This window comes from Rhodanobacter thiooxydans LCS2, from assembly GCF_000264375.1.
GTDB classification, from domain to species: domain Bacteria; phylum Pseudomonadota; class Gammaproteobacteria; order Xanthomonadales; family Rhodanobacteraceae; genus Rhodanobacter; species Rhodanobacter thiooxydans.
In genome coordinates, this window is sequence record NZ_AJXW01000058.1 from 1 (window position 1) to 24,233 (window position 24,233).

At 65.4% G+C, this 24,233-nt stretch carries 24 protein-coding genes and 1 tRNA gene; 12 read left to right on the forward strand and 13 right to left on the reverse strand.

Features of this window, described 5'->3' with window-relative positions:
• Nucleotides 1–252 precede the first annotated feature (252 nt).
• Nucleotides 253–936 (forward strand): rhomboid family intramembrane serine protease, encoded by a 684-nt coding sequence (locus UUA_RS12195; protein ID WP_039953951.1) that lies wholly within the window; start codon nucleotides 253–255, stop codon nucleotides 934–936.
• Nucleotides 937–939: 3 nt separating this feature from the next.
• On the opposite strand, the gene UUA_RS12200 is transcribed toward UUA_RS12195, so the two are convergent.
• Both UUA_RS12200 and tfpB read right to left on the reverse strand, forming a co-directional pair.
• Nucleotides 940–1,668 (reverse strand): glutamine amidotransferase, encoded by a 729-nt coding sequence (locus UUA_RS12200; RefSeq protein ID WP_008437289.1) that lies wholly within the window; start codon nucleotides 1,666–1,668, stop codon nucleotides 940–942.
• Between the two features lie 31 nt (nucleotides 1,669–1,699).
• Entirely contained in the window at nucleotides 1,700–3,520 is a 1,821-nt protein-coding gene (gene tfpB, locus UUA_RS12205) for a type IV pilus assembly ATPase TfpB (protein WP_008437290.1), read from the reverse strand.
• A 96-nt stretch (nucleotides 3,521–3,616) separates the two neighbouring features.
• On the opposite strand from tfpB, the gene glyQ reads away from it, so the two are divergent.
• Together glyQ and glyS are read left to right on the forward strand one after the other, a co-directional pair.
• A complete protein-coding gene (gene glyQ / locus UUA_RS12210) occupies nucleotides 3,617–4,528 on the forward strand; it encodes a glycine--tRNA ligase subunit alpha (RefSeq protein ID WP_008437291.1) in 912 nt (303 codons plus the stop codon).
• Complete coding sequence (glyS, locus tag UUA_RS12215) at nucleotides 4,525–6,672, forward strand: glycine--tRNA ligase subunit beta (protein ID WP_008437292.1); 2,148 nt, start codon at nucleotides 4,525–4,527, stop codon at nucleotides 6,670–6,672. Before glyQ ends, glyS begins: the two co-directional genes overlap by 4 nt.
• Before the next feature lie 75 nt (nucleotides 6,673–6,747).
• Here the strand turns inward: glyS and UUA_RS12220 are convergent, their stop codons facing one another.
• Entirely contained in the window at nucleotides 6,748–7,296 is a 549-nt protein-coding gene (locus UUA_RS12220) for a helix-turn-helix domain-containing protein (protein WP_008437293.1), read from the reverse strand.
• A 300-nt stretch (nucleotides 7,297–7,596) separates the two neighbouring features.
• Between UUA_RS12220 and UUA_RS12225 the strand changes: the two genes are divergently transcribed.
• Together UUA_RS12225 and UUA_RS12230 are read left to right on the forward strand one after the other, a co-directional pair.
• Nucleotides 7,597–10,641 carry a TonB-dependent receptor gene (locus UUA_RS12225; protein WP_425476906.1) on the forward strand — a complete coding sequence of 1,015 codons (3,045 nt, stop codon included), beginning with the start codon at nucleotides 7,597–7,599 and terminating at the stop codon, nucleotides 10,639–10,641.
• Between the two features lie 224 nt (nucleotides 10,642–10,865).
• A complete protein-coding gene (locus UUA_RS12230; RefSeq protein WP_008437295.1) occupies nucleotides 10,866–12,740 on the forward strand; it encodes an MFS transporter in 1,875 nt (624 codons plus the stop codon).
• A gap of 9 nt (nucleotides 12,741–12,749) precedes the next feature.
• Here the strand turns inward: UUA_RS12230 and ampE are convergent, their stop codons facing one another.
• From ampE to UUA_RS12275, 9 genes are all read right to left on the reverse strand, one after another.
• Nucleotides 12,750–13,619, reverse strand: a complete 870-nt coding sequence (ampE, locus tag UUA_RS12235; RefSeq protein ID WP_008437296.1) for a regulatory signaling modulator protein AmpE — start codon at nucleotides 13,617–13,619, stop codon at nucleotides 12,750–12,752.
• An 84-nt stretch (nucleotides 13,620–13,703) separates the two neighbouring features.
• Nucleotides 13,704–14,393: a hypothetical protein gene (locus UUA_RS20050; protein WP_008437297.1), complete on the reverse strand. Its 690-nt coding sequence runs from the start codon at nucleotides 14,391–14,393 to the stop codon at nucleotides 13,704–13,706.
• Nucleotides 14,394–14,457: 64 nt separating this feature from the next.
• Nucleotides 14,458–15,432, reverse strand: coding sequence for an NAD(+) diphosphatase (gene nudC / locus UUA_RS12245; protein ID WP_008437298.1), 975 nt, complete (start codon nucleotides 15,430–15,432; stop codon nucleotides 14,458–14,460).
• 11 nt (nucleotides 15,433–15,443) lie between these two features.
• Nucleotides 15,444–15,818: an iron-sulfur cluster insertion protein ErpA gene (gene erpA / locus UUA_RS12250; RefSeq protein WP_008437300.1), complete on the reverse strand. Its 375-nt coding sequence runs from the start codon at nucleotides 15,816–15,818 to the stop codon at nucleotides 15,444–15,446.
• 40 nt (nucleotides 15,819–15,858) lie between these two features.
• Nucleotides 15,859–16,287, reverse strand: a complete 429-nt coding sequence (locus UUA_RS12255; protein WP_008437301.1) for a bactofilin family protein — start codon at nucleotides 16,285–16,287, stop codon at nucleotides 15,859–15,861.
• The gene (locus tag UUA_RS12260) at nucleotides 16,274–17,029 is read right to left on the reverse strand and encodes a DUF6776 family protein (RefSeq protein WP_008437303.1); all 756 of its coding nucleotides are present in this window, start codon (nucleotides 17,027–17,029) and stop codon (nucleotides 16,274–16,276) included. Before UUA_RS12260 ends, UUA_RS12255 begins: the two co-directional genes overlap by 14 nt.
• Nucleotides 17,030–17,146: 117 nt before the next feature.
• Nucleotides 17,147–17,617, reverse strand: coding sequence for a bacterioferritin (gene bfr, locus UUA_RS12265; RefSeq protein WP_008437305.1), 471 nt, complete (start codon nucleotides 17,615–17,617; stop codon nucleotides 17,147–17,149).
• A 125-nt stretch (nucleotides 17,618–17,742) separates the two neighbouring features.
• Nucleotides 17,743–17,949: a (2Fe-2S)-binding protein gene (locus UUA_RS12270; protein WP_008437308.1), complete on the reverse strand. Its 207-nt coding sequence runs from the start codon at nucleotides 17,947–17,949 to the stop codon at nucleotides 17,743–17,745.
• Nucleotides 17,950–18,005: 56 nt separating this feature from the next.
• Nucleotides 18,006–18,566: an RNA pyrophosphohydrolase gene (locus UUA_RS12275; RefSeq protein WP_008437309.1), complete on the reverse strand. Its 561-nt coding sequence runs from the start codon at nucleotides 18,564–18,566 to the stop codon at nucleotides 18,006–18,008.
• Between the two features lie 181 nt (nucleotides 18,567–18,747).
• Here UUA_RS12275 and UUA_RS12280 point away from each other — a divergent pair.
• Both UUA_RS12280 and UUA_RS12285 read left to right on the forward strand, forming a co-directional pair.
• Nucleotides 18,748–18,824, forward strand: a tRNA-Met gene (locus UUA_RS12280).
• Between the two features lie 205 nt (nucleotides 18,825–19,029).
• Nucleotides 19,030–20,274: a tyrosine-type recombinase/integrase gene (locus UUA_RS12285; protein ID WP_008437310.1), complete on the forward strand. Its 1,245-nt coding sequence runs from the start codon at nucleotides 19,030–19,032 to the stop codon at nucleotides 20,272–20,274.
• 207 nt (nucleotides 20,275–20,481) lie between these two features.
• Here the strand turns inward: UUA_RS12285 and UUA_RS12290 are convergent, their stop codons facing one another.
• Nucleotides 20,482–21,132 (reverse strand): type IV toxin-antitoxin system AbiEi family antitoxin domain-containing protein, encoded by a 651-nt coding sequence (locus UUA_RS12290; RefSeq protein WP_238533021.1) that lies wholly within the window; start codon nucleotides 21,130–21,132, stop codon nucleotides 20,482–20,484.
• On the opposite strand from UUA_RS12290, the gene UUA_RS12295 reads away from it, so the two are divergent.
• The 5 genes from UUA_RS12295 to UUA_RS12315 all read left to right on the forward strand — a co-directional run bounded on the left by UUA_RS12295 (nucleotide 21,124) and on the right by UUA_RS12315 (nucleotide 24,093).
• A complete protein-coding gene (locus tag UUA_RS12295; protein ID WP_008437320.1) occupies nucleotides 21,124–21,426 on the forward strand; it encodes a hypothetical protein in 303 nt (100 codons plus the stop codon). The two genes, UUA_RS12290 and UUA_RS12295, sit on opposite strands and share 9 nt — an antisense overlap.
• A 130-nt stretch (nucleotides 21,427–21,556) precedes the next feature.
• Nucleotides 21,557–22,081: a hypothetical protein gene (locus UUA_RS12300; RefSeq protein ID WP_039953958.1), complete on the forward strand. Its 525-nt coding sequence runs from the start codon at nucleotides 21,557–21,559 to the stop codon at nucleotides 22,079–22,081.
• Nucleotides 22,082–22,174: 93 nt separating this feature from the next.
• Nucleotides 22,175–22,510, forward strand: a complete 336-nt coding sequence (locus UUA_RS12305) for a helix-turn-helix transcriptional regulator (RefSeq protein ID WP_008437322.1) — start codon at nucleotides 22,175–22,177, stop codon at nucleotides 22,508–22,510.
• A gap of 3 nt (nucleotides 22,511–22,513) precedes the next feature.
• The gene (locus UUA_RS18920; RefSeq protein ID WP_039953962.1) at nucleotides 22,514–22,999 is read left to right on the forward strand and encodes a helix-turn-helix domain-containing protein; all 486 of its coding nucleotides are present in this window, start codon (nucleotides 22,514–22,516) and stop codon (nucleotides 22,997–22,999) included.
• Complete coding sequence (locus UUA_RS12315) at nucleotides 22,996–24,093, forward strand: tyrosine-type recombinase/integrase (protein WP_008437324.1); 1,098 nt, start codon at nucleotides 22,996–22,998, stop codon at nucleotides 24,091–24,093. The genes UUA_RS18920 and UUA_RS12315 overlap by 4 nt, the downstream gene beginning before the upstream one ends.
• Nucleotides 24,094–24,233: the final 140 nt, after the last annotated feature.

Consider the following 24,233-nt stretch of genomic DNA (forward strand, 5'->3'; position numbering starts at 1 on the left):
GAACACCCTCACCGGCAACGGTGGGGGTGTTTCTTTTATACAGTGGCAACCGCAGCTCCCGACCCGCAACAGGTCACCGCCACGGGCTTTTTCCTGGAAGGCCTCCCCATCCGGCAGGCCTTCGCTTTTGAGCGGTCGCCGAACTTTCTGTGCTTCGGCTTCACCATGGCTTGATTGGCGGCCGTGGGCGCATTCCCTTATCGCCTATGATGTCGGCACGCCGCGATCCGGCGCATGCCTGGGGAGCGGCCCTTGTTTGTTCACGTCGAGACGCGTCGCCGACCCCGATGGCACTGGGCAACCTTGTTGGTAGTGACGGTTTGCGCGGCCTGCTTCGTGGGCCTGGCGCTGATACCGGCCACGCAGCGGGTTTCCCTGTTGCTGGAATGGGGTACGGTGCCGGCGAATATTTTCGACCCGCATGAGGCGCTGTTGCCGCAGCTGACCGATCCGGCCCTGCTGCGTCTGTTCACGGCGCTGTTCATCCACGTGACCTGGCTGCATCTGCTGAGCAACCTGCTGTTCCTGGCGATTTTCGGCCTGCCGGGCGAGCGCGCGCTGGGGTCGTTGCGGTTCCTGCTGCTGTTTGTGGTCGGCGGGGTCGTGGCGAACCTGATCGGCGCGTTGTCCCTGACGGGCGTGCGCCTGCCCATCATCGGCTGCAGCGGTGCTGTATCGGCAGTGGTCGGTACGTACGTGGCGTTGTTTCCGCGTGCGCGGCTCGGACTGGTGCTGCCGCTGGGGCTCTACCTGGAGTTCGTGCGGGTGCCGGCCTTTCTGCTGATCGGGCTGTGGGTGTTGCTGCAGTTGCTGTTCAGCTATGCGGGGCCGAGCTACGGCGCCTACGTGTGGTGGGCACACATCGGCGGCTTTCTGTTCGGCGTGGTGTTCGCACTGTTTTCGCGAGATGCGATTGCCCGACGTCTGCGCGGTTGAAGCTCAGCCCACGATCGCGGTCCAGCGGTGGTCACGCGAGAAGTGGCGCAGCAGCCGGCGGGCGGTCGGCGTGGCGGCGACCGCGCCGAAGATCTCCCGCGGGTCCGCGCCTTCGCGCCGGAGGTCGGCATGCTTGCGCCGGATGTAGGCGCGCATCACCTCGGCGTTGAACTCCGGGTGGAACTGCGCGCTGACTGCATGTGGCCCGTAGCGCAGCAGCTGGTGCGGATCCCGCGCCGATCGGGCCAGTACCATGGCCCCCGCTGGCGGTTCGAGCACGCTTTGCTCGTGGGTGGTGTGCGCGCGAAAACTGGCTGACAGTGCGGCAGCCAGCGGGTCGCGGGCGGCGAGGGCCGTCAGCTCGATCGTCTGGGTGCCGATCTCGCGCCCGCCGGGCAGGTAGTCGACGCGCCCGCCCAGCGCATGAGCCATCAGCTGATGGCCGTAGCAGACGCCGAAAAGCGGCAGCTCCGCGTCCATCGCATCGCGGATCCACCCGGCTGTGCGCTCGCTCCACGATTCGCGCGTGGTGACCATGGCGGCCGAGCCCGTGATGATGGCGCCCGCCACTTCGTGGGGCGGTGGCAGCGCTTCACCGACCGCGACGTCGACGATCCGCAGCTGCTGCGGATGCAGCCCGGCGCCGAGGCGGAACCAGTGCGGGAAATCGCCATGGCGGGCGCGGATGGGTTCCGGCGCACGGCCGGTGCGGATGATCAGGACGGGTTTCATGCGGAGGGTCAATGGCGGCATCGGGACGTCTTTACGGCTGTGCATCGTCGAGCGCGTCGATCGGTGGAAGCACGGTGAGGACTTCCTGTGCGGTGGTCAGTCCGGCGGCGACCTGGTCAGCGGCCGAGATGCGCAGCGGACGCATGCCTTCGGACAGTGCCGCTTGGCCGAACCGGCCGAGGTCGAGCTGGGCCGAAACCATGCCGCGCAGGCGTGGCGACAGCTTCAGCATCTCGTAGATGCCGGTGCGCCCGAGGAAGCCGGTATGGCGGCATTCCAGGCAGCCGACCGGCTGGAATACCTGTGGCGGCACCGGTACGTCCCAGCCGTGGGTGAGCACGGTCCAGGCCTGCGGATCCTGCGTGGCCACCTGCTTGCAGTGCGGGCACAGCGTGCGCACCAGCCGCTGCGCCACCACGCCGGTCAGGGTGGACTGGATCAAATAGTGCGGCACGCCGAGGTCGAGCAGGCGGGTGACCGCACTCGGGGCGTCGTTGGTATGCAGCGTCGACAGCACGAGGTGGCCGGTGAGCGAGGCCTGCACCGCCATCTGCGCGGTTTCCAGGTCGCGGACCTCGCCGATCATGATGATGTCCGGATCCTGCCGCAGCAGCGTGCGCACGCCGGCGGCGAAATCCAGCTCGATCGCTGCGTGCACCTGCATCTGGTTGAACTCCGGCGAGACCATCTCGATCGGGTCTTCCACCGTGCACACGTTGAGCTCCGGCGTGGCCAGGTGCTTCAGCGTGGAGTACAGCGTGGTGGTCTTGCCCGAGCCGGTGGGCCCGGTGACCAGCACGATGCCGTGCGGGCGCTCGACCATGCTGCGCCAGTGGGCGGCTTCGGTGGCGGAGAAGCCGAGCTGGGCGAAATCCTTCACCACCAGGTCGGGGTCGAAGATGCGCATCACCACCTTCTCGCCGAACGCGGTGGGCATGTTGGAGATGCGCAGTTCCACCTCACGCCCGCCGGAGGAGCGGGTCTTGATGCGGCCGTCCTGCGGGCGGCGCTTCTCGGCCACGTCCATGCGGGCGAGGATCTTGATGCGCGCGGTCACCGCGGTCATCACCGGCGAGGGCAGTTCGAACACCTTCTGCATGGTACCGTCGATGCGAAAGCGGATGTGCCCGGTGTCGCGGCGTGGCTCCAGGTGGATGTCCGAGGCGCGCTGCTCGAACGCGTACTGCAGCAGCCAGTCGACAATGTGCACCACGTGGCGGTCGTCGGCGCCCACCTCGCCGCTCTTGCCCAGTTCGACCAGCTGCTCGAAGTTGAGGATCGCCGAGGAGGCGTCGCTGCCGCCCTTGGCGTCCTGCGCCAGCTGGATCGAGCGCTGGACGCCGTAGAACTCCTGCAGGTAACGGCTGATGTCGATCGGGCTGGCCACCACGCGCTTGACGTCCCGCCGCAGCATCTGCGCCAGGTCGGGCGCCCAGCCGGCCTCGAAGGGCTCGCAGGTGGCGAACGTCACCTCGCCCGGGGCGGCCGCGATCGGCAGGATGCGGTGGCGCTTTGCGTAAGCATGGCTCACCACCTGGGTGGCGGCAGCCACGTTGATCTTCATCGGATCGATCTTGAGGTACGGCAACCCGGCGTGGCCGGCAAGCCACTCAGTCAGGCCCTCCAGACTCAGCGGGCGGCCCGGATCGTGCTGGTTCGCCAGCCTCGCATTCGCGATCAGCACCAGCGGGTGCAGTTCGACCGTACTGCGGCCGGCTGGGGCGCCCATGCGCACCTGCCTGGCGTCGTCGGCCAGCAGATAACCATCGACCACCAGCGTGGCCAGCAGTTCATCCAGCCCGAGCCGGCCGCGGCGGCCGAGCAGGGATGCGATTTGCGGCGAAGCGGCCATCCGGGTGTGTCCCTTCCATGCGCATTCCAGCCGGAATCCGGCGGAAAAGCATGCTGCAGCTATACTAACGCGCTTTACCCAAGGTCACGGAAAACCATGTCCGCACGCACCTTCCAGGATGTGATCCAGACCCTCAACCGCTACTGGGCGGCGCAGGGCTGTGTGCTGCTGCAGCCGCTCGACACCGAGGTCGGCGCCGGCACCTTCCACCCCGCCACCTTCCTCCGCGCGCTCGGCCCCGAGCCCTGGGCCGCCGCCTACGTGCAGCCCTCGCGCCGGCCCACCGACGGCCGCTACGGCGAGAACCCGAACCGCCTGCAGCATTACTACCAGTACCAGGTAGTGATGAAGCCCAATCCCGAGAACATTCTCGATCTCTACATCGACTCGCTGAAGGAATTGGGCCTCGATCCGCTGGTGCATGACCTGCGCTTCGTCGAGGACAACTGGGAGTCGCCCACGCTCGGCGCGTGGGGGCTCGGCTGGGAGGTCTGGTTGAACGGCATGGAAGTCACCCAGTTCACCTACTTCCAGCAGGCCGGCGGCCTCGAATGCCGCCCGGTGACCGGCGAGATCACCTATGGCCTGGAGCGCCTGGCGATGTACCTGCAGAATGTGGACAACGTCTACGACCTGGTCTGGACCGAAGGCCCCTACGGCACCGTCACCTACGGCGACGTGTACCACCAGAACGAGGTGGAGCAGAGCACCTACAACTTCGAGCATGCCAACGTGCCCGAGCTGCTGCACTGGTTCGACGTGTGCGAGGCCACGGCCAACCAGCTGGTCGCGGCGAATCTGCCGCTGCCGGCGTACGAGCAGGTGATGAAAGCCAGCCATACCTTCAACCTGCTCGACGCGCGCCGCGCGATCAGCGTCACCGAGCGCCAGCGCTACATCCTGCGCGTGCGCACGCTGTCGCGCAGCGTGGCCGAGACCTATGTGGCGCAGCGCGAGAAGCTCGGCTTCCCGGGGTTGAGGAACGTTTCCAGGGAGCAGGCCGCATGAGCGCCGCCAAGTCACTGCTGGTCGAACTGGGCACCGAGGAGCTGCCGCCGAAGGCGCTGGACGAGCTGTCCGCGGCGTTCTTGCGCGGCATCTGCGACGGCCTGGCCAAGCGCGGCATCGAGGCCGGCCTCGATCTCGCCCAAGCCTACGCTTCGCCACGTCGGCTGGCCGCGTATATCCCGGCCGTGGCCGCGGCGCAGCCGCCGCAGTCGCTGGAGCGGCGGGGCCCGGCGCTAAACGCCGCGCTCGACGCCGAAGGCCAGCCGTCGAAGGCGCTGATCGGCTTCGCGCAGTCCTGCGGCGTCCGCGTCGAACAGCTGGAGAAGCTGGAGACGGACAAGGGCGGCTGGTATGTCTGGCGCACGGTCAAGCCGGGCCAGCCGGTGGCGGCGTTGCTGCCGGAAATCGTCGACGAGGCGCTGAAGACGCTGCCGATCCCGCGGCCGATGCGCTGGGCCGACCACGACTACAGCTTCGTGCGCCCGACGCACTGGCTGGTGATCCTGCATGGCGCCGACATCATCGACGGCAGCGTGCTGGGCCTCCGCAGCGGCCGCAAGTCGCGCGGCCACCGCTTCATGCACCCGCAACCGGTGCACCTGGCCGATGCCGACGGCTGGCTGGATGCGATGCGCGCCTGCAACGTGCTGGCCGATCCGCGCGAGCGACGCCAGCGCATTCGCGAGCAGATCGGCCTGGCCGCGGTGGTCACCGGCGGCGTGCCGCGGTTCGACGACGCGCTGCTCGACGAGCTGGCCAACCTGACCGAGTGGCCCGTGGCGATCGCCTGCACCTTCGAGCGCGAGTTCCTCGGCGTGCCGCCGGAAGCGCTGGTGACCACCATGGTGGCGAACCAGAAGTTCGTGCCGGTGTTCGACGCCGAAGGCAAGCTGACCGAGCACTTCATCGGCATCGCCAACATCGAGAGCCGGAACCCGGCCGAGATCCGCAAGGGTTACGAGCGGGTGATCCGGCCGCGCTTCGCCGACGCCAAGTTCTTCTGGGACGAAGACCTGAAGACGCCGCTGGCGAGTTATCAGGAGCAGCTCAAGGGCGTCACCTATCAGCAGGCGCTGGGCAGTCTGTGGGACAAGAGCGTGCGCGTCGCCGAACTGGCGCGGGTGGCGGCGAACCGGGTCGGCGTCGATGCCGCTGCCGCCACCCGCGCCGCGAGCCTGAGCAAATGCGACCTGCTGACCCGCATGGTGGGCGAGTTCCCCGAACTGCAGGGCGTGATGGGCCGCTACTACGCCAGCCACGACGGCGAGATGGTGGCGGTGGCCGAGGCCCTGGACAGCTACTACCAGCCGCGCTTCGGCGGCGACGCGATCGCCGCCGACCGGCTCGGCCAGGTGCTGGCCGTGGCCGAACGGCTCGACACCCTGGCCGGCATCTTCGCCGTCGGCATGAAGCCCGGTGGCAACAAGGATCCGTTCGCCCTGCGCCGCGCCGCGCTGGGCCTGGCGCGCACCCTGATCGAGGGCGGCCTGGAACTGGACCTGCGCGCCAGCTTCATCGAAGCGCTCGAGCTGCTGCCGGATGCAGCACTGGCCGCGGGACTGAAGCCGGGCAAGGACGGCAAGCCGCCGGCCCTGAACGCAGGCCAGCGCCGCGCGATCCTGACCGACGAGCTGTATGACTTCGTGCTCGACCGTCTGCGCGGCTACTATGCCGAGCAGGGTTTCGACAACGCCCAGTTCGAGGCGGTGCTGGCGGTGCAGCCGGTCAGTCTGGCCGATTTCGATCGTCGTCTGCGCGCAGTGGCCGAATTCGGCCGCCGTCCGGAAGCCACCAGCCTGGCAGCGGCCAACAAGCGGGTCGCCAACATCCTGCGCAAGCAGGCCGAGGAGGCTGGCGCGCCTCCGGTCGGGCGAACCGTCGACCCGGCACATTTCGAGGCGGATGCGGAGCGCGACTTGGCCGACGCCCTGGTCTTGGCCCGGCAGGACAATGCCGCGGCGTTGGCTGACGGTGACTACACCACGGTGCTGGCGCGGCTGTCACAACTGCAGGCACCGGTCGATGCCTTCTTCGACAGCGTGCTGGTGAACGCCGCCGATCCGGCCGTGCGGGCCAACCGCTTGGCCCTGCTGGGCCAGTTGAAAGCCCAGTTCGGTGCCGTCGCCGACATCGCCCTGCTTTGACTACCGGTACAAAAAAGCGTGACAGCCCCGCACGGGTTGCCACGCTTTCATTGTCGCCGTCGAGCGTTGGACCGGTCAGGCCGTGTTGCGTTGCTGGCGGATCCGCTCGGCGAGACGCTGGTTGAAAGTCACCATGGCCAGCGGGTCCACGTGGGAGCCACCAGGGCCGAGCATTTCGTAGAGCTGGCTGAGCAGGTCGGTGTTGTCGGACAACGAAAGGCGGCTGTCGGCCAGGCTCAGCTCCGACTGCAGCATGCGTACGGCAGTATCCAGCCGCTGTGCATCCACCGTGGCGGCGGCAGCCAGGTGGTGGTGCACCGGGGCCGGATGGGCGTGGTGGCGATGCGGTGCCGCTTCTTCCGAGCTGTACTGCTCATCCATGCCGGTGGGCGTGGGGTCCACCTGCAGCGTACCCTCCCCGGCCACCAGCCAGACCAGCGAGATGCCCAGCGTCTTGGCCAGTGTCACGCATCGTGCGCGCGATGGGTCGGTGTTGCCATCGCGCCAGCTGCGTACCACGCCTTCCGAGAAGCCGCACATTCGGGCGATCTCGGTGGCGCTACCCACACGCTGGATCAGCAACTTGATGCGTTCGGCGAAGGTTTCTGCGGTTTGCGGAGCCATGGGGGTTTGCATGTCCATCGAAAATACCGCCGTGGGTGGGAGCTAGCGTAAGTTTATGCCGCAAGTCAAGCGAAGAACACCGAAACAGAATGTTAGGGAAGTGTTGACCCACGCGTTTTCTTGAACTAACGTCGCAATAACCTACGTGAGCCGTCTGCGTAGGAAACCTAGTCTAAATCATGTGTGTCGGCATGGGCTTGCATAGTTTCCTGGATGCCGGCTTTGGATGCCACGAACACACAAAATTTTCTTGTGCCCGGATGACTCGGGCCAAACCATGGGGAGTCACTACTGATGAATTTGCGTAGAAATTCCAAGACGGGGCAGCTGCAGCGCACTGCACTCGCTCTGGCGCTGGGCTTGGGCTTCAGCGGTCTGGCCTTTGGTCAGGCAACCACCGGCAGCATCTTCGGCCAGGCGCAGGCGGGCGACACCGTGATGGTCAAGAGCACCTCCGGTGTCACTCGTCAGGTAGCGGTGGATTCGAGCGGCCGCTACACGATCGATTCGCTGCCACTGGGCAACTACACGGTAACTCTGCAGCGTGACGGTCAGACGGTCGACTCGCGCTCGAACGTGGCCATGCGGGTAGGCTCAGGCACCGAGATTTCCTTTGGCGCGCAGAACGCCCAGACTCTGTCGGCGGTGACGGTGCAGGCGAACGCTCTGCCGACCATCGACGTCAGCGGCGTCGACTCCCGTACGGTCATCACGGCCGAGCAGCTGGCCAGGCTGCCGTTGGCGCGCAGTGCCGAAGCGATCGCCCTGCTGGCTCCCGGTGTCGTCGAGGGTAGTGCCCTGTTCACAGGCCCGACCGGCGGCTCGGTAGTGTCGTTCGGCGGCTCCTCGGTGACCGAGAACGCGTATTACATCAACGGCTTCAACACCACCGATCCGCTCAGCGGCTTCGGCGGCCTGACTCTTCCGTACGGTGCGATCGACCAGCAGGAAATACTCAGTGGCGGTTATGGCGCGGCCTACGGTCGTTCCGATGGTGGCGTGATCAGCCAGGTCGGCAAGCGCGGTACCAACGAATGGCACTTCGGTGGCCAGATTCAATGGACCCCGACCGACCTGAAAGGCGACCCGAAGAACTTCTACTACGTCAATAAGGACGGTTCGCAGGGCAAGATCCGCCAGAATCGCAAGAACAACAAGTCGTGGACGACCACAGTAGACGCCTACGTCGGCGGTCCGCTGATCCAGGACAAGTTGTTCCTGTTCGCGGCCGTTGAGGCGCAGCGTCAGCAGGGCGAGTCGACCGGTGCGAACGTGTCGCCGTACGTTACCCATTACCGCTATGACAACCCGAAATGGTATGGCAAGCTGGACTGGAACATCACCGACAGCAACATCCTTGAAGTGACCGGTGCGTCGAACAAGTCGTCCTATCAGGGCACACTGAACAAGTACAGCTACGCCACCAATACCGAAGGCGGCTTCAACAGCAACGATACGTCGACCAAGGACGGCAGCGATCTCTACTCGGCCAAGTTCACCAGCTACATCACGGACAACCTGACGCTGACCGCCCTCTACGGCGAGATGAAGGGTACGCTGTACAGCAGTACCCCCGGGTACGATCCGACCAACCCGTATCTGCTTACTCCTGACAAGCAGAACCCGGCGTTGACAGGTGGTGGCGTCATCAACAACAACCAGACGCTGTTGCGGATCAAGAATCCGGCACACACCACCAAGAACACCAACCTGCGCTTCGACCTGAGCTACCGTTTGGGTGATCACACGATCACCGCGGGTATCGACAATCAGACGGTTCACGACAACGACGACGGTACGGTGACCTCGGGTCCGGGTTACGCTTGGGAATACAACGACAGCACGGGCAAGACCCCGACGACCTACATCACCGGTGGCCCGGTTGCCAATGGTCCGGACTGGCAGAGCCAGCCATGGGTGGAGGCTCCGGCAGGTTATGCCGGCGGCCAGACCGGCTATTACGTGGCCCGATACGTCTACAACAACAATTCGTCAGTCAGAACGACACAGCATGCCCAGTACATTGAAGACAGCTGGCAGGTCAACGACCGTTGGTTGCTCAAGCTCGGCCTGCGCAACGACCAGTTCACCAACTACAACGGTGACGGTGTTCCGTACCTGCGACTGACCAAACCGCAGTGGGCCCCGCGAGTGGGCTTCAGCTGGGATGTGAACGGTGACTCCAGCTTCAAGGTGTACGGCAACGCCGGCCGCTACTACCTGGCAATGCCTTCCAGTGTGGCGCTGCGCTCGGCTGGTGCCTCGCTGTATACCCGCGAGTACTTCACGTATACGGGGATCGACGCCAATGGCGTTCCGACTGGCTTGACCCCGATCAAGAGCAGCACTGGTGGTCCGATCTCGGCCAACTTGGAGTACGGCATTCCGCGTGATCCGAAGACTGCGACTTCGACCGACCTCAAGTCCGAGTATCAGGACGAGTACATCCTCGGTTTCGACAAGAAGCTGGGCGATTCGTGGGTGTACGGCGCCAAGGCGACCTATCGCAACCTGCGCAACGCCATCGATGACGTCGGCGATTCGTTTGCGATCATCGACAAGATGGATGCCATGGGTATCGATCCGGCTACCTATGATCCCGACTCGATCCAGGGCAGCTATTTGATCAACCCGGGCCGCTCCAACACCTTCAAGATCCCCAAGATTGGGGGCGGCTACTACGACGTCACCATGGATTGGACGAAGGACTTCCACTTCAACACCCCGTTGAAGCGCAAGTACTACGGCCTGAGCCTGTTCCTGGAGCATCCATTCGACGGCAAGTGGGCCGGTCGCGTCGACTACCTGTGGTCGCATAGCTTCGGCAACAGCGAAGGTCAGGTCCGTTCGGACATTGGTCAGCGCGACGTCTCGGCCACGGTTGACTGGGATTACGCTGCCGTCATGGATTACGCCAACGGCTCGCTGTCCAATGATCGTCGTCATCAGATCAAGGCGTTCGGCTCGTATCAGGTCGCGCCGGAATGGATGGTGTCCGGTAACCTGGTGATCATGTCCGGTGCGCCGCGTACTTGCTTGGGTTATTACGGCGCAGACCAGACCAATCCGGGTCTGGGCTATGGTCCGTACTACCACTTCTGCAAGGGCGAGCCGTCGTCTCCGGGTGCCACGCGCGAGGCTTGGACCTACCGCTTCGACCTGAGCGCGGAGTACCGCCCGTTGTGGGCGGACAAGAAGCTGGCGTTCAACGTAATGGTCTATAACGTCTTTGACAGCCAGGAGACCACGCAGACCTACGCGATCGAGGCGAGCTCCAGCTACCTGCGTCCGTACAGTGCGCAGACCCCGCGTTATGTGCGTTTCGGAATCTCGTACGATTTCTGATCGCCTGAAGTTCGTGTAGCGTAATAGCTGTAAAAAAAGAGAGCCGCCGAGGGTTACTTCGGCGGCTCTTTTGTGTGCAGAATCCATCGATTGCGGCGTCAGGCACTATGGATAAACATAGGAACTGTTTTGGACAGGCAGCTATCTTCGTGTCCGATATTTGCTTGCGGCGATAGTCTCGAAGCGGAGTCGACGCGCCGGCACTTTCTCTTTCAAGGTAACGCATGAGCCAATTCGCATTGCTGGGCAAGCGCCGCTTCGCGCCGTTTTTCTGGACCCAGGCGCTGGGGGCGTTCAACGACAATGCGTTCCGCAATTCGCTGGTGATGCTGGTGGCGTTTCAGATGGGGCTGGGCGACCGCGCGGTGTCGCTGTACACCAACCTGGCGCCGGCGCTATTCATCATCCCCTTCTTCCTGTTTTCCGCCACTGCCGGACAGCTGGCCGAGAAGTACGAGAAGAGCCGGATCATCCGCTATGTGAAGCTGTTCGAGATCGGCGCGATGGCGCTGGCTGCGTACGGTTTCTACACGCACCACACCACACTGCTGCTGGTCGTGCTGTTCATGATGGGGATGCACTCGGCCACGTTCGGGCCGATCAAGTACGCGATCCTGCCGCAGGCGCTGAAGCCGGAGGAACTGGTCGGCGGCAACGGGCTGGTGGAGATGGGCACGCAGATGGCGATGCTGGTCGGCATGATCGCCGGCAACTCGCTGATGCTGGTGGCTGGCGTGGGGCCGCTGCTGGCGTCGGGCGCCACCATCGCGGTAGCGGTGGCCGGTTACCTGGCTTCCCGTCGCATTCCGCCGGCGCCGGCGACTGCGCCGGAACTGAAGTTCAACTGGAATCCGTTCAGCGAGACCGCGCGGGTGCTGGCGATCACCCGCGCCGATCGCGCGGTGTTCAACGCGGTGCTGGGTATCTCGTGGTTCTGGTTTTTCGGCACGGTGCTGATTGCGCAGCTGCCGATCTACACGCGCGAGACGCTGGGTGGCGACGGCTCGGTCAACACGCTGGTGCTGACCCTGTTCTCGATCGGCACCGGCGTCGGCGCGCTGCTGTGCGAGAAGATGTCGGGCCGGCGGGTGGAGATCGGCCTGGTGCCGCTGGGTGCGTTCGGGCTGACCGCATTCGGCGTGGACCTGTACTTCGCGCGGCATGGCGTGGCGGCGGTGCGCGGGCTGGACTGGCTGGCCTTCCTGCACGGCGCGGGCAGCTGGCGCGTGGTGCTCGACCTTACCCTGATCGGCGTGTTCGCCGGCTTCTACGTGGTGCCGCTGTTCGCCTACGTGCAGGCGCGCGCGCCGCGCGAGAAGCTGTCGCGGATCATCGCCGGCACCAACATCCTCAATGCGCTGCTGATCGTGCTGGCCGCCGGTTTCGGCCTGGGGCTGGGCGCGCTGGGGCTGGATGCGCCGCAGATCTTCCTGGCCGCAGCCCTGCTCAATGTGCTGGTGGCCTGGTATATCTTCACCCTGGTGCCCGAGTTCGTGATGCGTTTCATCACCTGGGTGCTGGTGAACACGCTGTACCGGGTGCGCGCCGACGGTGCCGAACAGATTCCCGAGGAAGGGCCGGTGCTGCTGGTCTGCAACCACGTCAGCTACATGGACCCGCTGCTGCTGATGGCGAAGCTGCGCCGGCCGGTGCGCTTCGTGATGTACTACAAGATCTTCAACATCCCGCTGCTCAGCTTCGTGTTCCGCACCGCCAGGGCGATCCCGATCGCCGGGCACAAGGAAGATCCCGCGGTGCTGCAGCAAGCCTACGACGCGATCGACGCCGCGCTGGCCGCCGGCGAGGTGGTGTGCATCTTCCCGGAAGGCGGCCTGACCACCGATGGCGAGATCGCGCCGTTCCGTCCCGGCGTGGAGAAGATCCTGGCGCGGCGACCGGTACCGGTGGTGCCGATGACGCTGCGCGGCCTGTGGGGCAGCGTGTGGAGCCGGCGCGATTCGATGCTTCATCGCGCGCGCCTGCCGCGCCGGTTCCGGGCGCGGGTGGAATTGGTGGTGGACGCACCGCAGGCGCCGGTGCAGGTCTCGGCGGCGACGCTGGAGGTGCGGGTGCGCGAGTTGCGTGGAGAACGGGCCTGATCCGCCCACTCAGCCGATCCAGCCGCCGACCACCACCAGTGCCACCACGCTGAGCCACGCCAGCAGCGCGCGCAGCAGGGCGCTGCGCAGGCGTCGCAATTCGGCCAGCGGATCGCTGTGCTCTTCGGCGTAACCGTCGCCGGCCTCGATGTCGATCAGCACGTCGGCCTGCGCCGCGACGCCCAGGAAGCCTGGGCCGGTCGCGTACCAGCTGGTCGAGGCGGCCTGGTTGTGCCAGCGTCGCCAGGCGCCGATCACCGCCTCCCAGTGGCCGACCACGGCCAGGGTGAAGGTCAGCAGTTGCGCCGGCAGCCAGTCAAGCGCGTTGGCCACGTAGCTGGCAGCGCGGCGGCTGTCCGCATCAAGCCGCAGCGTGTCGTCGCGGCCCAGCGTCTGCGCCAGCCGGTACGCCAGCGCTCCGGCCGGGCCGAGCAGGAAGAACCACAGCAGCACGGCGAAGCGTCGGCGCAGCGCGGCGTATGCGATCGCCTCGCCCAGCGCCGGTGCATTCCAGGCAATCGGCTGGCCGCCGTCAGCCAGCGCCTGCGCCGCGGCTTCGCGGCTGGCGCCGTCCGGGGCGTCCAGGATCGCCTCCAGGTCGACCTCGAACTCGCGCGGACCGAGGCAGTACAGCAGCACCACCAGCGCAAACAGCAACGGCAGCAGTGCGCCCAGCGGTGTATGCCCGAGCAGCCACTCCAGCAACGCGCACAGCACCAGTGGCAACAGCAGGGCCAGCGCCACGCGGCTGCCGCCACTGGTATCCGCCAGTTGCGTCACCCAGCGGCGAAACAGGCCATCACCGCGCCAGCGTGCCAGTTGCGGCATCACGTGCAGCAGGCCGAGGGCGACGAGGGCAACCAGCAGACGGATGGCCATGATGAAAGGGCTCGCGGACAATGGCTGCCATTGTAAGAGGCCGCCCGCGATCGCCAAGTGCCGAAGCGGTATCGCGCAGCGGCGTCAATCGCCGCGGGTCGCGCGGCGGGAGATCGCGTCGATGGTGGGGTCGATGGCGTCATGCTCCCCCTGCGGGCCGCAACCGTCAGCGTCGAGCGCGCGTTCCGCCAGCTGGCGCGTGACGAACTGGTTGGCGCTGCGCTCCATTTTCATGCGTTCGTACTTGCAGCGGCTGGCGGTGGTCATCGCTTGCACCAGCTGCCGCAGGCTCGGTGCGGCGCGCAGCGGGATGCCGGTGCGTGATGGCGCGTCCGAACCCGGCAGGCGCACACGTGGCGCCCACCGCACTGCGGCAGCGCCGGCGAGGGCGGCGTGGTAGTCGTCGGAACCGTTCGGCGCGATGGCTGGCGCAACGACGAGCATTGCTGCGTGCGGGCGCGGTACGACGTCTGCAGGCAACGTGCGTGCGGGGTTTGCCGCCTGCGCCGATCGGGGATGCCTGGGCGATGGCGAACGCGGGCTCGCGGCTGGCCGCTTGCCGGGCCGTGCGAGCAAGTGGAGCTGCATCACCGCGCCGCCGCGCAGGAGGGTAGTGGTCGGCCGATACGGCGGCGCGGGACGCAGCAGCAGCGCCAGGGTGAACAGATGCAGCGCCGTGACGCCGCCGAGGATCGCTCCGCGGCGCCATGCGGCCCGCCAGCGATGCGCGCGCGATGGGTCACCGGTATGGGGCAGTGTGCTTCCGTGCGGCATGGCCGATCCCTGGCGGCGGATACGGCAAAGACCGGTGGATCGGCGTGAAGTTCGCGTCGCTGGATCAGCCAGGCGTGGCGGCGGCGGTCAACGCGTCCAGCTCCAGTCCGGCCCGCTGCCGCAGCCAGTGCGCGAGCAGCTGGTAGGACACCGACAAGCGCGTGGATGGCAGGAAGCTGCCGTCGGCGATGCCGTCGACGATCTGCGCCGGGGTGAACCAGCGCGCGTCTTCTAGTTCGTGGTCGCGCATGCGGATCTGCCGCGACACGGCGGTGGCGATGAAGCCGACCATCAGCGAGGCGGGCATCGGCCACGGCTGCGAGGAGTGGTAGCGCACCTGGTCGATGATCACTCCGGCCTCCTCGGCCACCTCACGGCGCACCGCGTCCTCCAGTGCCTCGCCCGGTTCGACGAAGCCGGCCAGCGTGGAGTAGCGCCCCGGCGGCCAGCCGGCCTGGCGGCCGAGCAGGCAGGCACCGTTGTGCTCGACCAGCATGATCACGGCGGCGTCGGTGCGCGGAAAGTGCAGCCGCGCGCACTCCGCATTGGTGCATTGCGCGCGGTGACCGGCGGCGACCAGCAGCAGCGGCGCGCCGCAGTGGGTGCAGAAGCGCGTCTCGCGCTGCCAGTGCGACAGGCCCTTGGCATAGGCGAACAGGCTGGCCTCGTCGGCCGCCAGCAGCAGGCCGGCGCTGCGCAGGCTCATGCGGCGGGCGTCGAGCGCGTGTTCCAGCTCGCCCATGCGGGCAGGGTCGTCCGCCACCAGCAGGAAGTGCGGGCGTTCGTACGCCATGCCCAGCAGGCTGGCGCGCAGGTCGCCGAACCATCGCTCGCGTTCGTTCGCGTCGAGCCAGCGCAGCGCGTCGCGGTCGCGGTGCAGGAAGGCCTCGCCGGCGCCGTCCAGCAGCAGGTAGCGCGCCAGTGGCGAGCGGGCCTGTTCGACGATCCATGCCGATTCGTCGCGCAACTCGGCGACGCGGTCGAGCACCAGGCTGAGCCCGGCGAAAGTGTTCAGCGGAGGCTGGACGGCCCGGTCCATCGGCGCCGTCCTCAGGCCGAGAACGAGGAGCCGCAGCCGCAGGTGGTCTTGGCGTTCGGGTTGCTGATCACGAACTGCGCGCCACTGAGGTTCTCGGCGTAGTCGATCTGCGCGCCGCCGAGGTACTGCAGCGAGAGCGGGTCGCACAGCAGGGTCACGCCGTCGCGTTCGATCGCCAGGTCGTCCTCGGCCTGGGCCTCGTCGAAGGTGAAGCCGTACTGGAAGCCCGAGCAGCCGCCGCCGGAGATGTACACGCGCAGCTTCAGCGCGGGGTTGCCTTCCTCGGCAATCAGCTCATGCACCTTGTGCGCGGCGGCGGCGGTGAACACCAGCGGGGCGCCGCCGCTGCGGTAATCGGGAATAGCGGTGAAAGTTTCCATGGGCATCTGAATGGGGGCGAACGGACCTGTAGGCAAGCATACCGCGTCAGGCCGGCACAGCCTCATCCAGGGTGGCGTCCGGCGCCGGCAATTCGCGCGGAGCACCCTCCGCCTGGCGCGAGATGCGTCCGTTGACCTGCGCACCGGCGGCCATTTCCAGCGTGTGGTAGCGCAGGTCGCCGTCGATGTGCGCCTGCGGCGCCAGTTCCAGCCGCACGCTGACGTTGACGTCGCCGGTCACGTGGCCGTTGATCACCGCCTGCGGCACATGGATCTCGCCGTGCACCTGGCCGTGCTCGCTGAGCGTGAACACGGCGTCCTCGCCCTCGCCCAGCACGCTGCCCTCGATGCGGCCATCCAGGTGCAGCGCGCCGCTGAAGCGCAGGTCGCCGCGGATCACCGTGCCGCGGGCGATCAGGCTGGTTTCGTTGCTGTGGTTGCGATCGTTGCGATCGCTGCGTCTACGGTTGAGCATCGCGGTCCCCTTCGGTGTTGGTGATGTTTCCGCTCAGTGCGGCGCCCCAGGCGACGGCACGGTTAACCGGCTCGCCGCCGGCAGGTTGAAGGCTGATGCGCAGTCGCGTCGGGCGGAAATCCGCGGGCAGCACAATGGTGCCGTGCAACTGCTGGAAATAGGCGAAGCGGAATGGCAGACCATTCTTCTGTGCGGCGTCGCCCAGCGCCGGCCACTCCAGCCGGGTGACCTGGTTGCCGCGCAGGCCTTCCACGCTGAGCAGCACGTTGCCGGAAATCTCCTCGCCGCGCTTTGCGTTCTGGGTCAGGCTGAGGCTGACGTTCCAGCCGCGCGAGCCCACGATCGGCTGCAACTTCACTTCCTGCAGCTTCAGGCCCTGCCGCTGGGCGTCGCCGCCCACCAGGCGTGAATAGAATCCGAGGTCGGCGCGCAGTCCGTTCAGCTCCTCCTCGCGTTGTGCCAGGGTGCCGCGCAGCGAGCGGGTGGCGATTTCGTTGACCTGGGCCGCGCGCTGCAGGTTTGCCACCTGCTGCTTCAAATCGTCGATCTGGGCCAGCAGGGCGTTTTGCTGGCGATGGTCCACCGCGGCCGGCGCGGTCGCCCGCTCCACGAGTGCCCCAACGACCAGGCCCACCACCAGCAGGCTGCCGAGCCAGGCCAGGCCCAGCCACAGCAGGCGCCGGCGCCGATCAGCGTCGTCGTGCCGGCGCACGATGAAGCGCGGAGGTGGTCGTGAGGCCATGCGGCGCGTTCCGGCGAAAATCAGAGATATAGCGCCGGGGTGACGAAAGCGTCAAGGAACGGCGACACGCTTCGGCACGCCGCAGTGCCCCGGCTGAAGGCCGCCAGGCCGCGTGGTTCAGCCGCGCATCTTGCTCTGCAGGTAGCGCTCGGCGCCGATGTCCCTGACCAGGCTGAACTGGGTTTCCAGCCAGTCGATGTGTTCTTCCTCGTCGTGCAGGATGTCCTTGAACAGGCTGCGGCTGACGTAGTCGGCAACGCCCTCGCTGTACGCGATCGCCTCGCGCAGGTCCTTCACCGCGGCCAGTTCCAGGTCCAGGTCGCCCTGCAGCGACTCCAGCGCGTTCTCGCCGATGCGCAGCTTGCCCAGGTGCTGCAGGTTCGGCAGGCCGTCGAGGAACAGGATGCGCTCGATCAGGTGATCGGCGTGCTTCATCTCCTCGATCGACTCTTTGTATTCGTGCTCGGCCAGCTCGGCATAGCCCCAGTTCTTCAGCATCCGGCTGTGCAGGAAATACTGGTTGATCGCCGTCAGCTCGTTGTAGAGCACCTTGTTGAGGAACTCGATGACCTTCGCATCACCTTTCATGGCTTCCACTCCGATCGAAGACAACGCGAACTATACAAACTTCGCGTGTGGTCGGTGGCAACGCGCATGGCAACGATCCGCCGCTGCAGAGTCCAGGACTCCACACGGCGCATTGGAAACGGAGATCAGGCTGCGGCGAGCGGCAGCTGGCAGGTGACCTGCAGCAAGGCCTGGTCGAACGTGGCGCGCGCTTCCTGCTCGCAGCAGCCGCAGCAGTCCGAGCAGCCGGTGCGGGCCTGCAGTTCGGCAAAAGTGCGCACGCCATCGGCCGCCTCGCGGCGGATGGTGTGGTCGGTGACGGCGTTGCACATGCAGATGTACATGGCGCGCATTGGAACGCGAATGCGAATGATTGTCAACAAGCAGCCAGCCAGCTGCGACCATTCGCTCAGGCGGCGGCACGTCCGTCGCGGGGGCCGGTGGGCGGGTTTCCAGTCTCCTCGCGTGGCGGCAGGCTGCCCAGCTGCACGCCGAACAGGTCCTCGACCAGCGGCGCGAAGTGGCGCAGCGCCCGCTCGTAGACCTGCCGCTTGAAGTTGACCACGTGCGCGGCGGGGTACCAGAAGTCGACCCAGCGCCACAGGTCGAACTCCGGCTTGTCGCAGGCATCCAGTTTCAGCGCCTCCTCGTCGCCGACCAGCTTGAGCAGGAACCAGACCTGCTTCTGGCCGATGCAGGTCGGCCGCTGGTGCCGGCGCACATAGCGCTCCGGCAACCGGTAGCGCAGCCAGCCGTGAGTGGCGCAGATCACCTCGACGTGGTGCGCGGCCAGCCCGGTCTCCTCTTCCAGCTCGCGGTACATCGCCTCCAGCGGCGTTTCGTCCGTGCGCATCCCGCCCTGCGGGAACTGCCAGCCGTCACGATTGACCCGGCGCGCCCAGAACAGCTGGCCGGCTGCATTGAGCAGCACGATGCCGACGTTCGGACGATAGCCATCTACATCAATCATGTCGCCTCCTGGGGCCCAACGGCGCGGTACTGCCCGCAAAGGCAGCCGCGGAGTCCTGCGCCGATTCAACCACAGCGCGCGAAGCGGCAGCAAGCAGCGGACTTGAACCTGCCGGGCGACCCGACTACACTGCCGCGCCCCGCCCGCATCGTCCCGATGCCGGCACGGCGGGTTCCCTCAAGGCTATGTAGCTCAGCCGGTTAGAGCACAGCACTCATAATGCTGGGGTCGGTGGTTCGAGTCCACCCATAGCCACCAATGACCTGTTTCAAGACACCCCGACAAGACCCAAGAATCCTTCAAAACCCGCATAACAGCGGGTTTTTTTGTGCCTATACGTCCCGGCGGTACCCATTGAAGCCCACTCGTTCTGGGGGTAGTCTCGGGGGTAGTTGAGGGTTTTGGGGTATTCCTGCCCTAAAAATACCCCCAGCCATCCACCGCCTCTTTTGGAGCACAGGGCATGGCCACCGGTACCAGCAAACTCACTGATCTGAAATGCAAGAGTGCCGCGCCGGGCAAGCACTTCGACGGTGGCGGATTGTTCCTGCATGTCACTGAGGCCGGTCGCTACTGGCGTTTGAAGTACCGCTATGCCGGCAAGGAGAAGCTGCTGGCGCTTGGCGTCTACCCTGAGGTCACCCTGAGCAAGGCGCGTCTTCGCCGCGACGAGGCGCGCGCATTGATTCTGGACTCTCGTGACCCCGGCGCCGAACGGCAGGCCGACAAGCTCCGCGCTAAGGTGGCCGCCGACAATACTTTCGAGGCGGTGGCGCGCGAGTGGCTGGAACTGAAGGCGCCCGAGTGGACGCCGCGCCAGCATGACAAGGAGCGCGATCGGCTGGAGAACCACGCGTTGCCATGGATCGGCCGCATGCCGATTGCGGACATCGGAGTACCGGAAATTCGACCTTTGCTGGCACGAGTGGTCAAGCGTGGGCACGTGGAGCAGTCGCATCGGTTGCGGCACCAGTTGAGCCGGGTTTTCAGGTTTGCCGTGGCGACAGAACGCGCGACGCGCGACCCTGCAGCAGATCTGCGCGACACCCTGCCAGCGCGCCAGAAGAAGAACTTCCCGACGATTACCGATCCCAAGCAGGTCGCCGAGCTGCTACGGGCCATTGATGCTTACAGCGGCACCCTTGAAGTGTCCTGTGCCCTGAAGCTGGCACCGCTGTGGTTCTGTCGACCGGGCGAGATCCGCTTGGCGGAATGGACGCACTTCGATATGGACGGCGAACATCCGACCTACACCGTGCCACCGTCGAACCGGAAGCTGCGCAAGGCCGAAAAGGAAAACCCAAACACCCCGCCACACATCGTGCCGCTGTCCAGGCAGGCGCTCGCCGTGCTGCGGGATCTGCATCCGCTTACTGGCCATGGTCGTTATCTGTTCCCCGGCGCACGGACCCCCAGCCGGCCGATGTCCGACGGTGCGGTGAACATGGCGCTGGCGCGCATGGGCTACAAAGGCGTGCTCACTGGACACGGTTTCCGCCACATGGCGCGCACGCTGCTCGGCGAGCTGGGCTGGAATCCCGAAGCACTGGAACGGCAGCTCTCACACAAGGAGCCTGGCGTCGCAGGTATCTACAACAAGGCGCAGCACCTGCCCGAACGACGGAAGATCATGCAGGCGTGGGCTGACTATCTTGATGGGCTGCGCGCTGGCGACAAGGTGGTGCCGATCAGGCGTGAGCGGGCCTGATGTGCTCGCCACTACCGGTGCGGTTCGTCGAGCCATGGCGCAAACAACAGCGCACCCTTCAGCACGAAGCCGGCCTCCTTATCCGACACGACAACTGATACAGCCTGCGCTCCAGCGCGTAGCGGGTCAGCAGCAGCTTGAAGTCACCTCCACGCTGCTGTGCCTGGTTCAGCAGCCGTGCGCGCGACGAGTCTGCTCGCGGGTCGTTCATCCCAGTGACTCCAGGTAGGGGCGCATCACCGCGGCCACCCGGCACACCGTGGCCGCGCGCCAGATCTCATCCATGTTGGTACGGCGACCTTGCACCGCGTCGCGCAGTGCCTCCAGCGCCACGTCTAGCCCGATCTTGTTGCGGAACTTGAAGCAGTCGGCCACCGTCTTGGCCACGTCGGTAACCCGCAGTTTGGCACCGTCCACGCGATGCTCTTCCACGCCGTAATGCAGCGAGGCCGGCGAAAAGCGGTGCACCCGCAGCTTCGGGTAGGGTAGGCGTGGCGGATGCTCCTTGTTGCCGATCGCGATCCACACCTCGAACGGCGCCTGCGTGGTCAGCTCATGAAAGCGCAGCGCGGTCAGCAGACAGAACACCACCCGCGGCGCAGGGCTTGCCACCTCCACCAGCGAAGCATGCTGGTTGGGCGCGTAATCTGGAAGCGCGTACAGCCCGCGTCCGAGCCGCTGTAGCTTACCCTCCGCTACCCAGCGCGATAGCTGCATCCGCGGAACGCCTTGGGTCGCCAGCTCGCTGCTGCGCAGCGTGCTGGAGTGAGCGAACAGGCGGTGAATCGGGGTAGGAAGCATGCCAGCAGTGTTCCATATTTTCGGTAATTGTTTAATTTTACCGAAAATATGCAACACGCCGAGCTTCAGCTGGCGGCGATGGTCGAAGGCGGTTGGCGCAGCCTGATTCTCATGTGCCAGAGGATGGAGATGTCCATGTCAACTGATCCGAAACATTCGCCGGATGCGGCTGAAGCGAGGGATGTCTATCGCTTGACCCATGCTGAAATCGAGGCCATCCGGGAAAATTCCCGGAAATCGAGCGAGTGGGCAAAGGCACAACTGTTGATCGACCCGGAACTGAAGCATCTGGGGCCGCCAGGCGGCTGGCCGGATACTGAAGCCATGGACGAGCAGTCACATAGCAAGTAAGCCTGAGCCTCCCCACCCATCAGCCGGCTAGATTGGTCGCCGCATCGTCAAGCGCTACGCTGCCCACACGGTGCCATGGCGCACCAGAGGGTGACTTCCGATATGCGATCGATAATGAATGTTGCGAGCTATGGGCATCATGTCGCGTAACATGAAAATTGATGCCAAGGTCGTGCTTGCGCGCGTACTGCAAGAAGGCCCCGATGGCTTGCTCACGCGTGGCGAAGCTGCCGCACTGATCGCTTCGCGCACCAGGGATGCGCGTGATTCAGAGAGGACGGCGCGAAACCGCGCTGGCATGGTGCTAGATCGGGCTTGCGAGCGTGGAAGCGAGCTTCACCACGGTGGACTGCCCCGACAAGCCGATGGGCGGTTTAGAGTCAACGATGTCGCCTATCTTGCCCGGTGCAAGTTTCCCGATTTGTTTACCGACCTGCCGTGTCGGCCGCTAGAGGTGTGCCTGAGTATTCATGATGGTTTTTTCGCCGGAGACCCGGTGGAGCATGAAGCAACACCCGGTAACCTCAAGGAATGCCAAGCGTTGGTTGAGGCCTTGCGGGCCCAAATCAAGCAGCTCCACGCTGATAGACAACAGGCCGAAGTCGAGCGCAAGCGCGAGCTGACCAACCGTTTGACGGGCAAGAAGGACAAGTGAACACAAATCGGCGTGCCCTTTGGTGCGCCGCTTCCGTGTTCACACAAATGAGCACCGTCCCCGCCGATCCCGGCGAAGTTCAGGACGGCTCATATGAAACCCCGTACTCCCGCCCAACTCACCCTTCCCCCGTTCGATGCCCCGTTGCCGCCGGGCGTGAGCCGGCCGCCCAAGAAGCACGGTTGTGCCTTGGAACCAACGGCTGCCAGCCACGATCGCTTATTGCGCAGGGTCGAGGTGCAGCAGGTAACCAGCCTGAGCCGCACCTCCTTGTATCGTCTGGTCGCGGCGATGGAATTCCCCGCGCAGGTGCGCCTGTCGACTCGCACCGTGGCCTGGCTCCGCTCCGAGGTCGACGCATGGATCGCCGGTCGAATCGCGGCGAGTCGAAAGACGGTCGCCAAGCCCTCCGCCAAAGCGCGTCATTGACCCATGAGCGCGCGCTTACCCAACCCCCAGCGGGCAAAGATCCATCGTAACTACGACGTGGAAGAGGCAGCCCGGATATGCGGTGTCCATCGCAATACCGTCCGGCAATGGATCAAGCAGGGCTTGCCGGTTTGTGACGATCGGCGGCCGATGATCGTGCTTGGTCCCGAGCTGCGGGCGTTCCTGCAGGCCAAGCGAACCCGCAACAAGTGCCCATGCGGGCCTGGGCGTATTTACTGCATGCGTTGCCGCACTCCCAAGGTGCCAGCCGGAAACATGACCGACTACCTCCCGTCGACAAGCACGGGCGGGACGCTCGCGGCGATCTGTCCCGACTGTGGGTCGATGATGTATCGACGGGTCAGTCTGGCCAAGTTGGCGTCGATTCGGGGCGAATTGGACATCACGATGACGCAAGCACATTCACGCATAGGCGAGAGCGCCCAACCCTTCGTGAATAGTGACTACAAACAGGAGCATCAGTTATGACCAAACACAACCCGTACAACGAGCGCATCAAGCGCCAATATTTCACCTATCTCCAGGATGCCCAGAGCTACAGCGAAGCCACGGTGGATGCCGTGGCCAAGGCACTGGCTCGCTTCGAAGACGACACCAAATACAAAGACTTCAAGGCCTTCCACTATGAGCAGGCACGAGCGTTCAAGCGGCGCCTGATGGAGCAGCGCAGCCAGCAAACCGGGAAACCGTTGAGCAAGGCCACGAGTCACGCCACCCTGGCGCACCTCAAGCGATTCTTTCACTGGCTGGCGGGGCAGCCAGGCTACAAGTCCCGCCTGCAGTACGCCGATGCGGACTATTTCAATATGTCGGCCAAGGACACCCGCGTGGCGACCGCCCGACGTGAATCCCGCACGCCCACGCTGGAGCAGGTCCGGCACGTCATCAACGCCATGCCGGACAAGACAGAGATTGAGCGTCGTGATCGCGCCTTGCTCGCTTTCACGCTGCTGACCGGTGCCCGTGACAGTGCCATTGCGTCGATGCGGCTCAAGCACGTCGATCTGGAGCGCCAGTGCGTCTACCAGGATGCGCGTGAGGTGCGAACCAAGTTCAGCAAGACATTCAATACCCATTTCTTCCCCGTCGGCGACTCGGTTCGGGCCATCGTGGAGGAATGGGTGACTTGGCTGCGTGTTGAAATGCTTTGGGGTGCCGATAATCCACTGTTCCCGGCGACGCGGGTTGCCTTGGGCCCCAGCCGTCGGTTCGAGGCGGCGGGCCTGACACGCGCGACCTGGAGCAGCGCGGGACCGATCCGCGGCATCTTCCGACGAGCGTTTGCCAATGCAGGGTTATCGTATTTCAACCCTCACAGCTTCCGGCACACATTGGTGCAGCTTGGCGAGGAACTGTGCCGATCACCCGAAGAATTCAAGGCGTGGAGCCAGAACCTGGGGCATGAAGGCGTGCTGACCACCTTCTATAGTTACGGCGCGGTGCCTGTCGGTCGCCAGAGCGACATCATGCGGCTGCTGGGAGCATCGAAAAGCGACAAGCCGATCGACCGGGCCAAAACCTTGGCTGAGATCCGCCAATTGCTTGATGCAGTCGAGGCGTGACGTCGCGGATGCGGAAAGGGTGAAGCCCGCGCTGCTGGCCCCACAGGGTGGGATTGAGCCGATACCCGGACAGAACCGGCATATCGGACAGGCGGGCTTCCCTGCCGAGGCTACTCGGGACGCTTCCGACGTTCAATTGA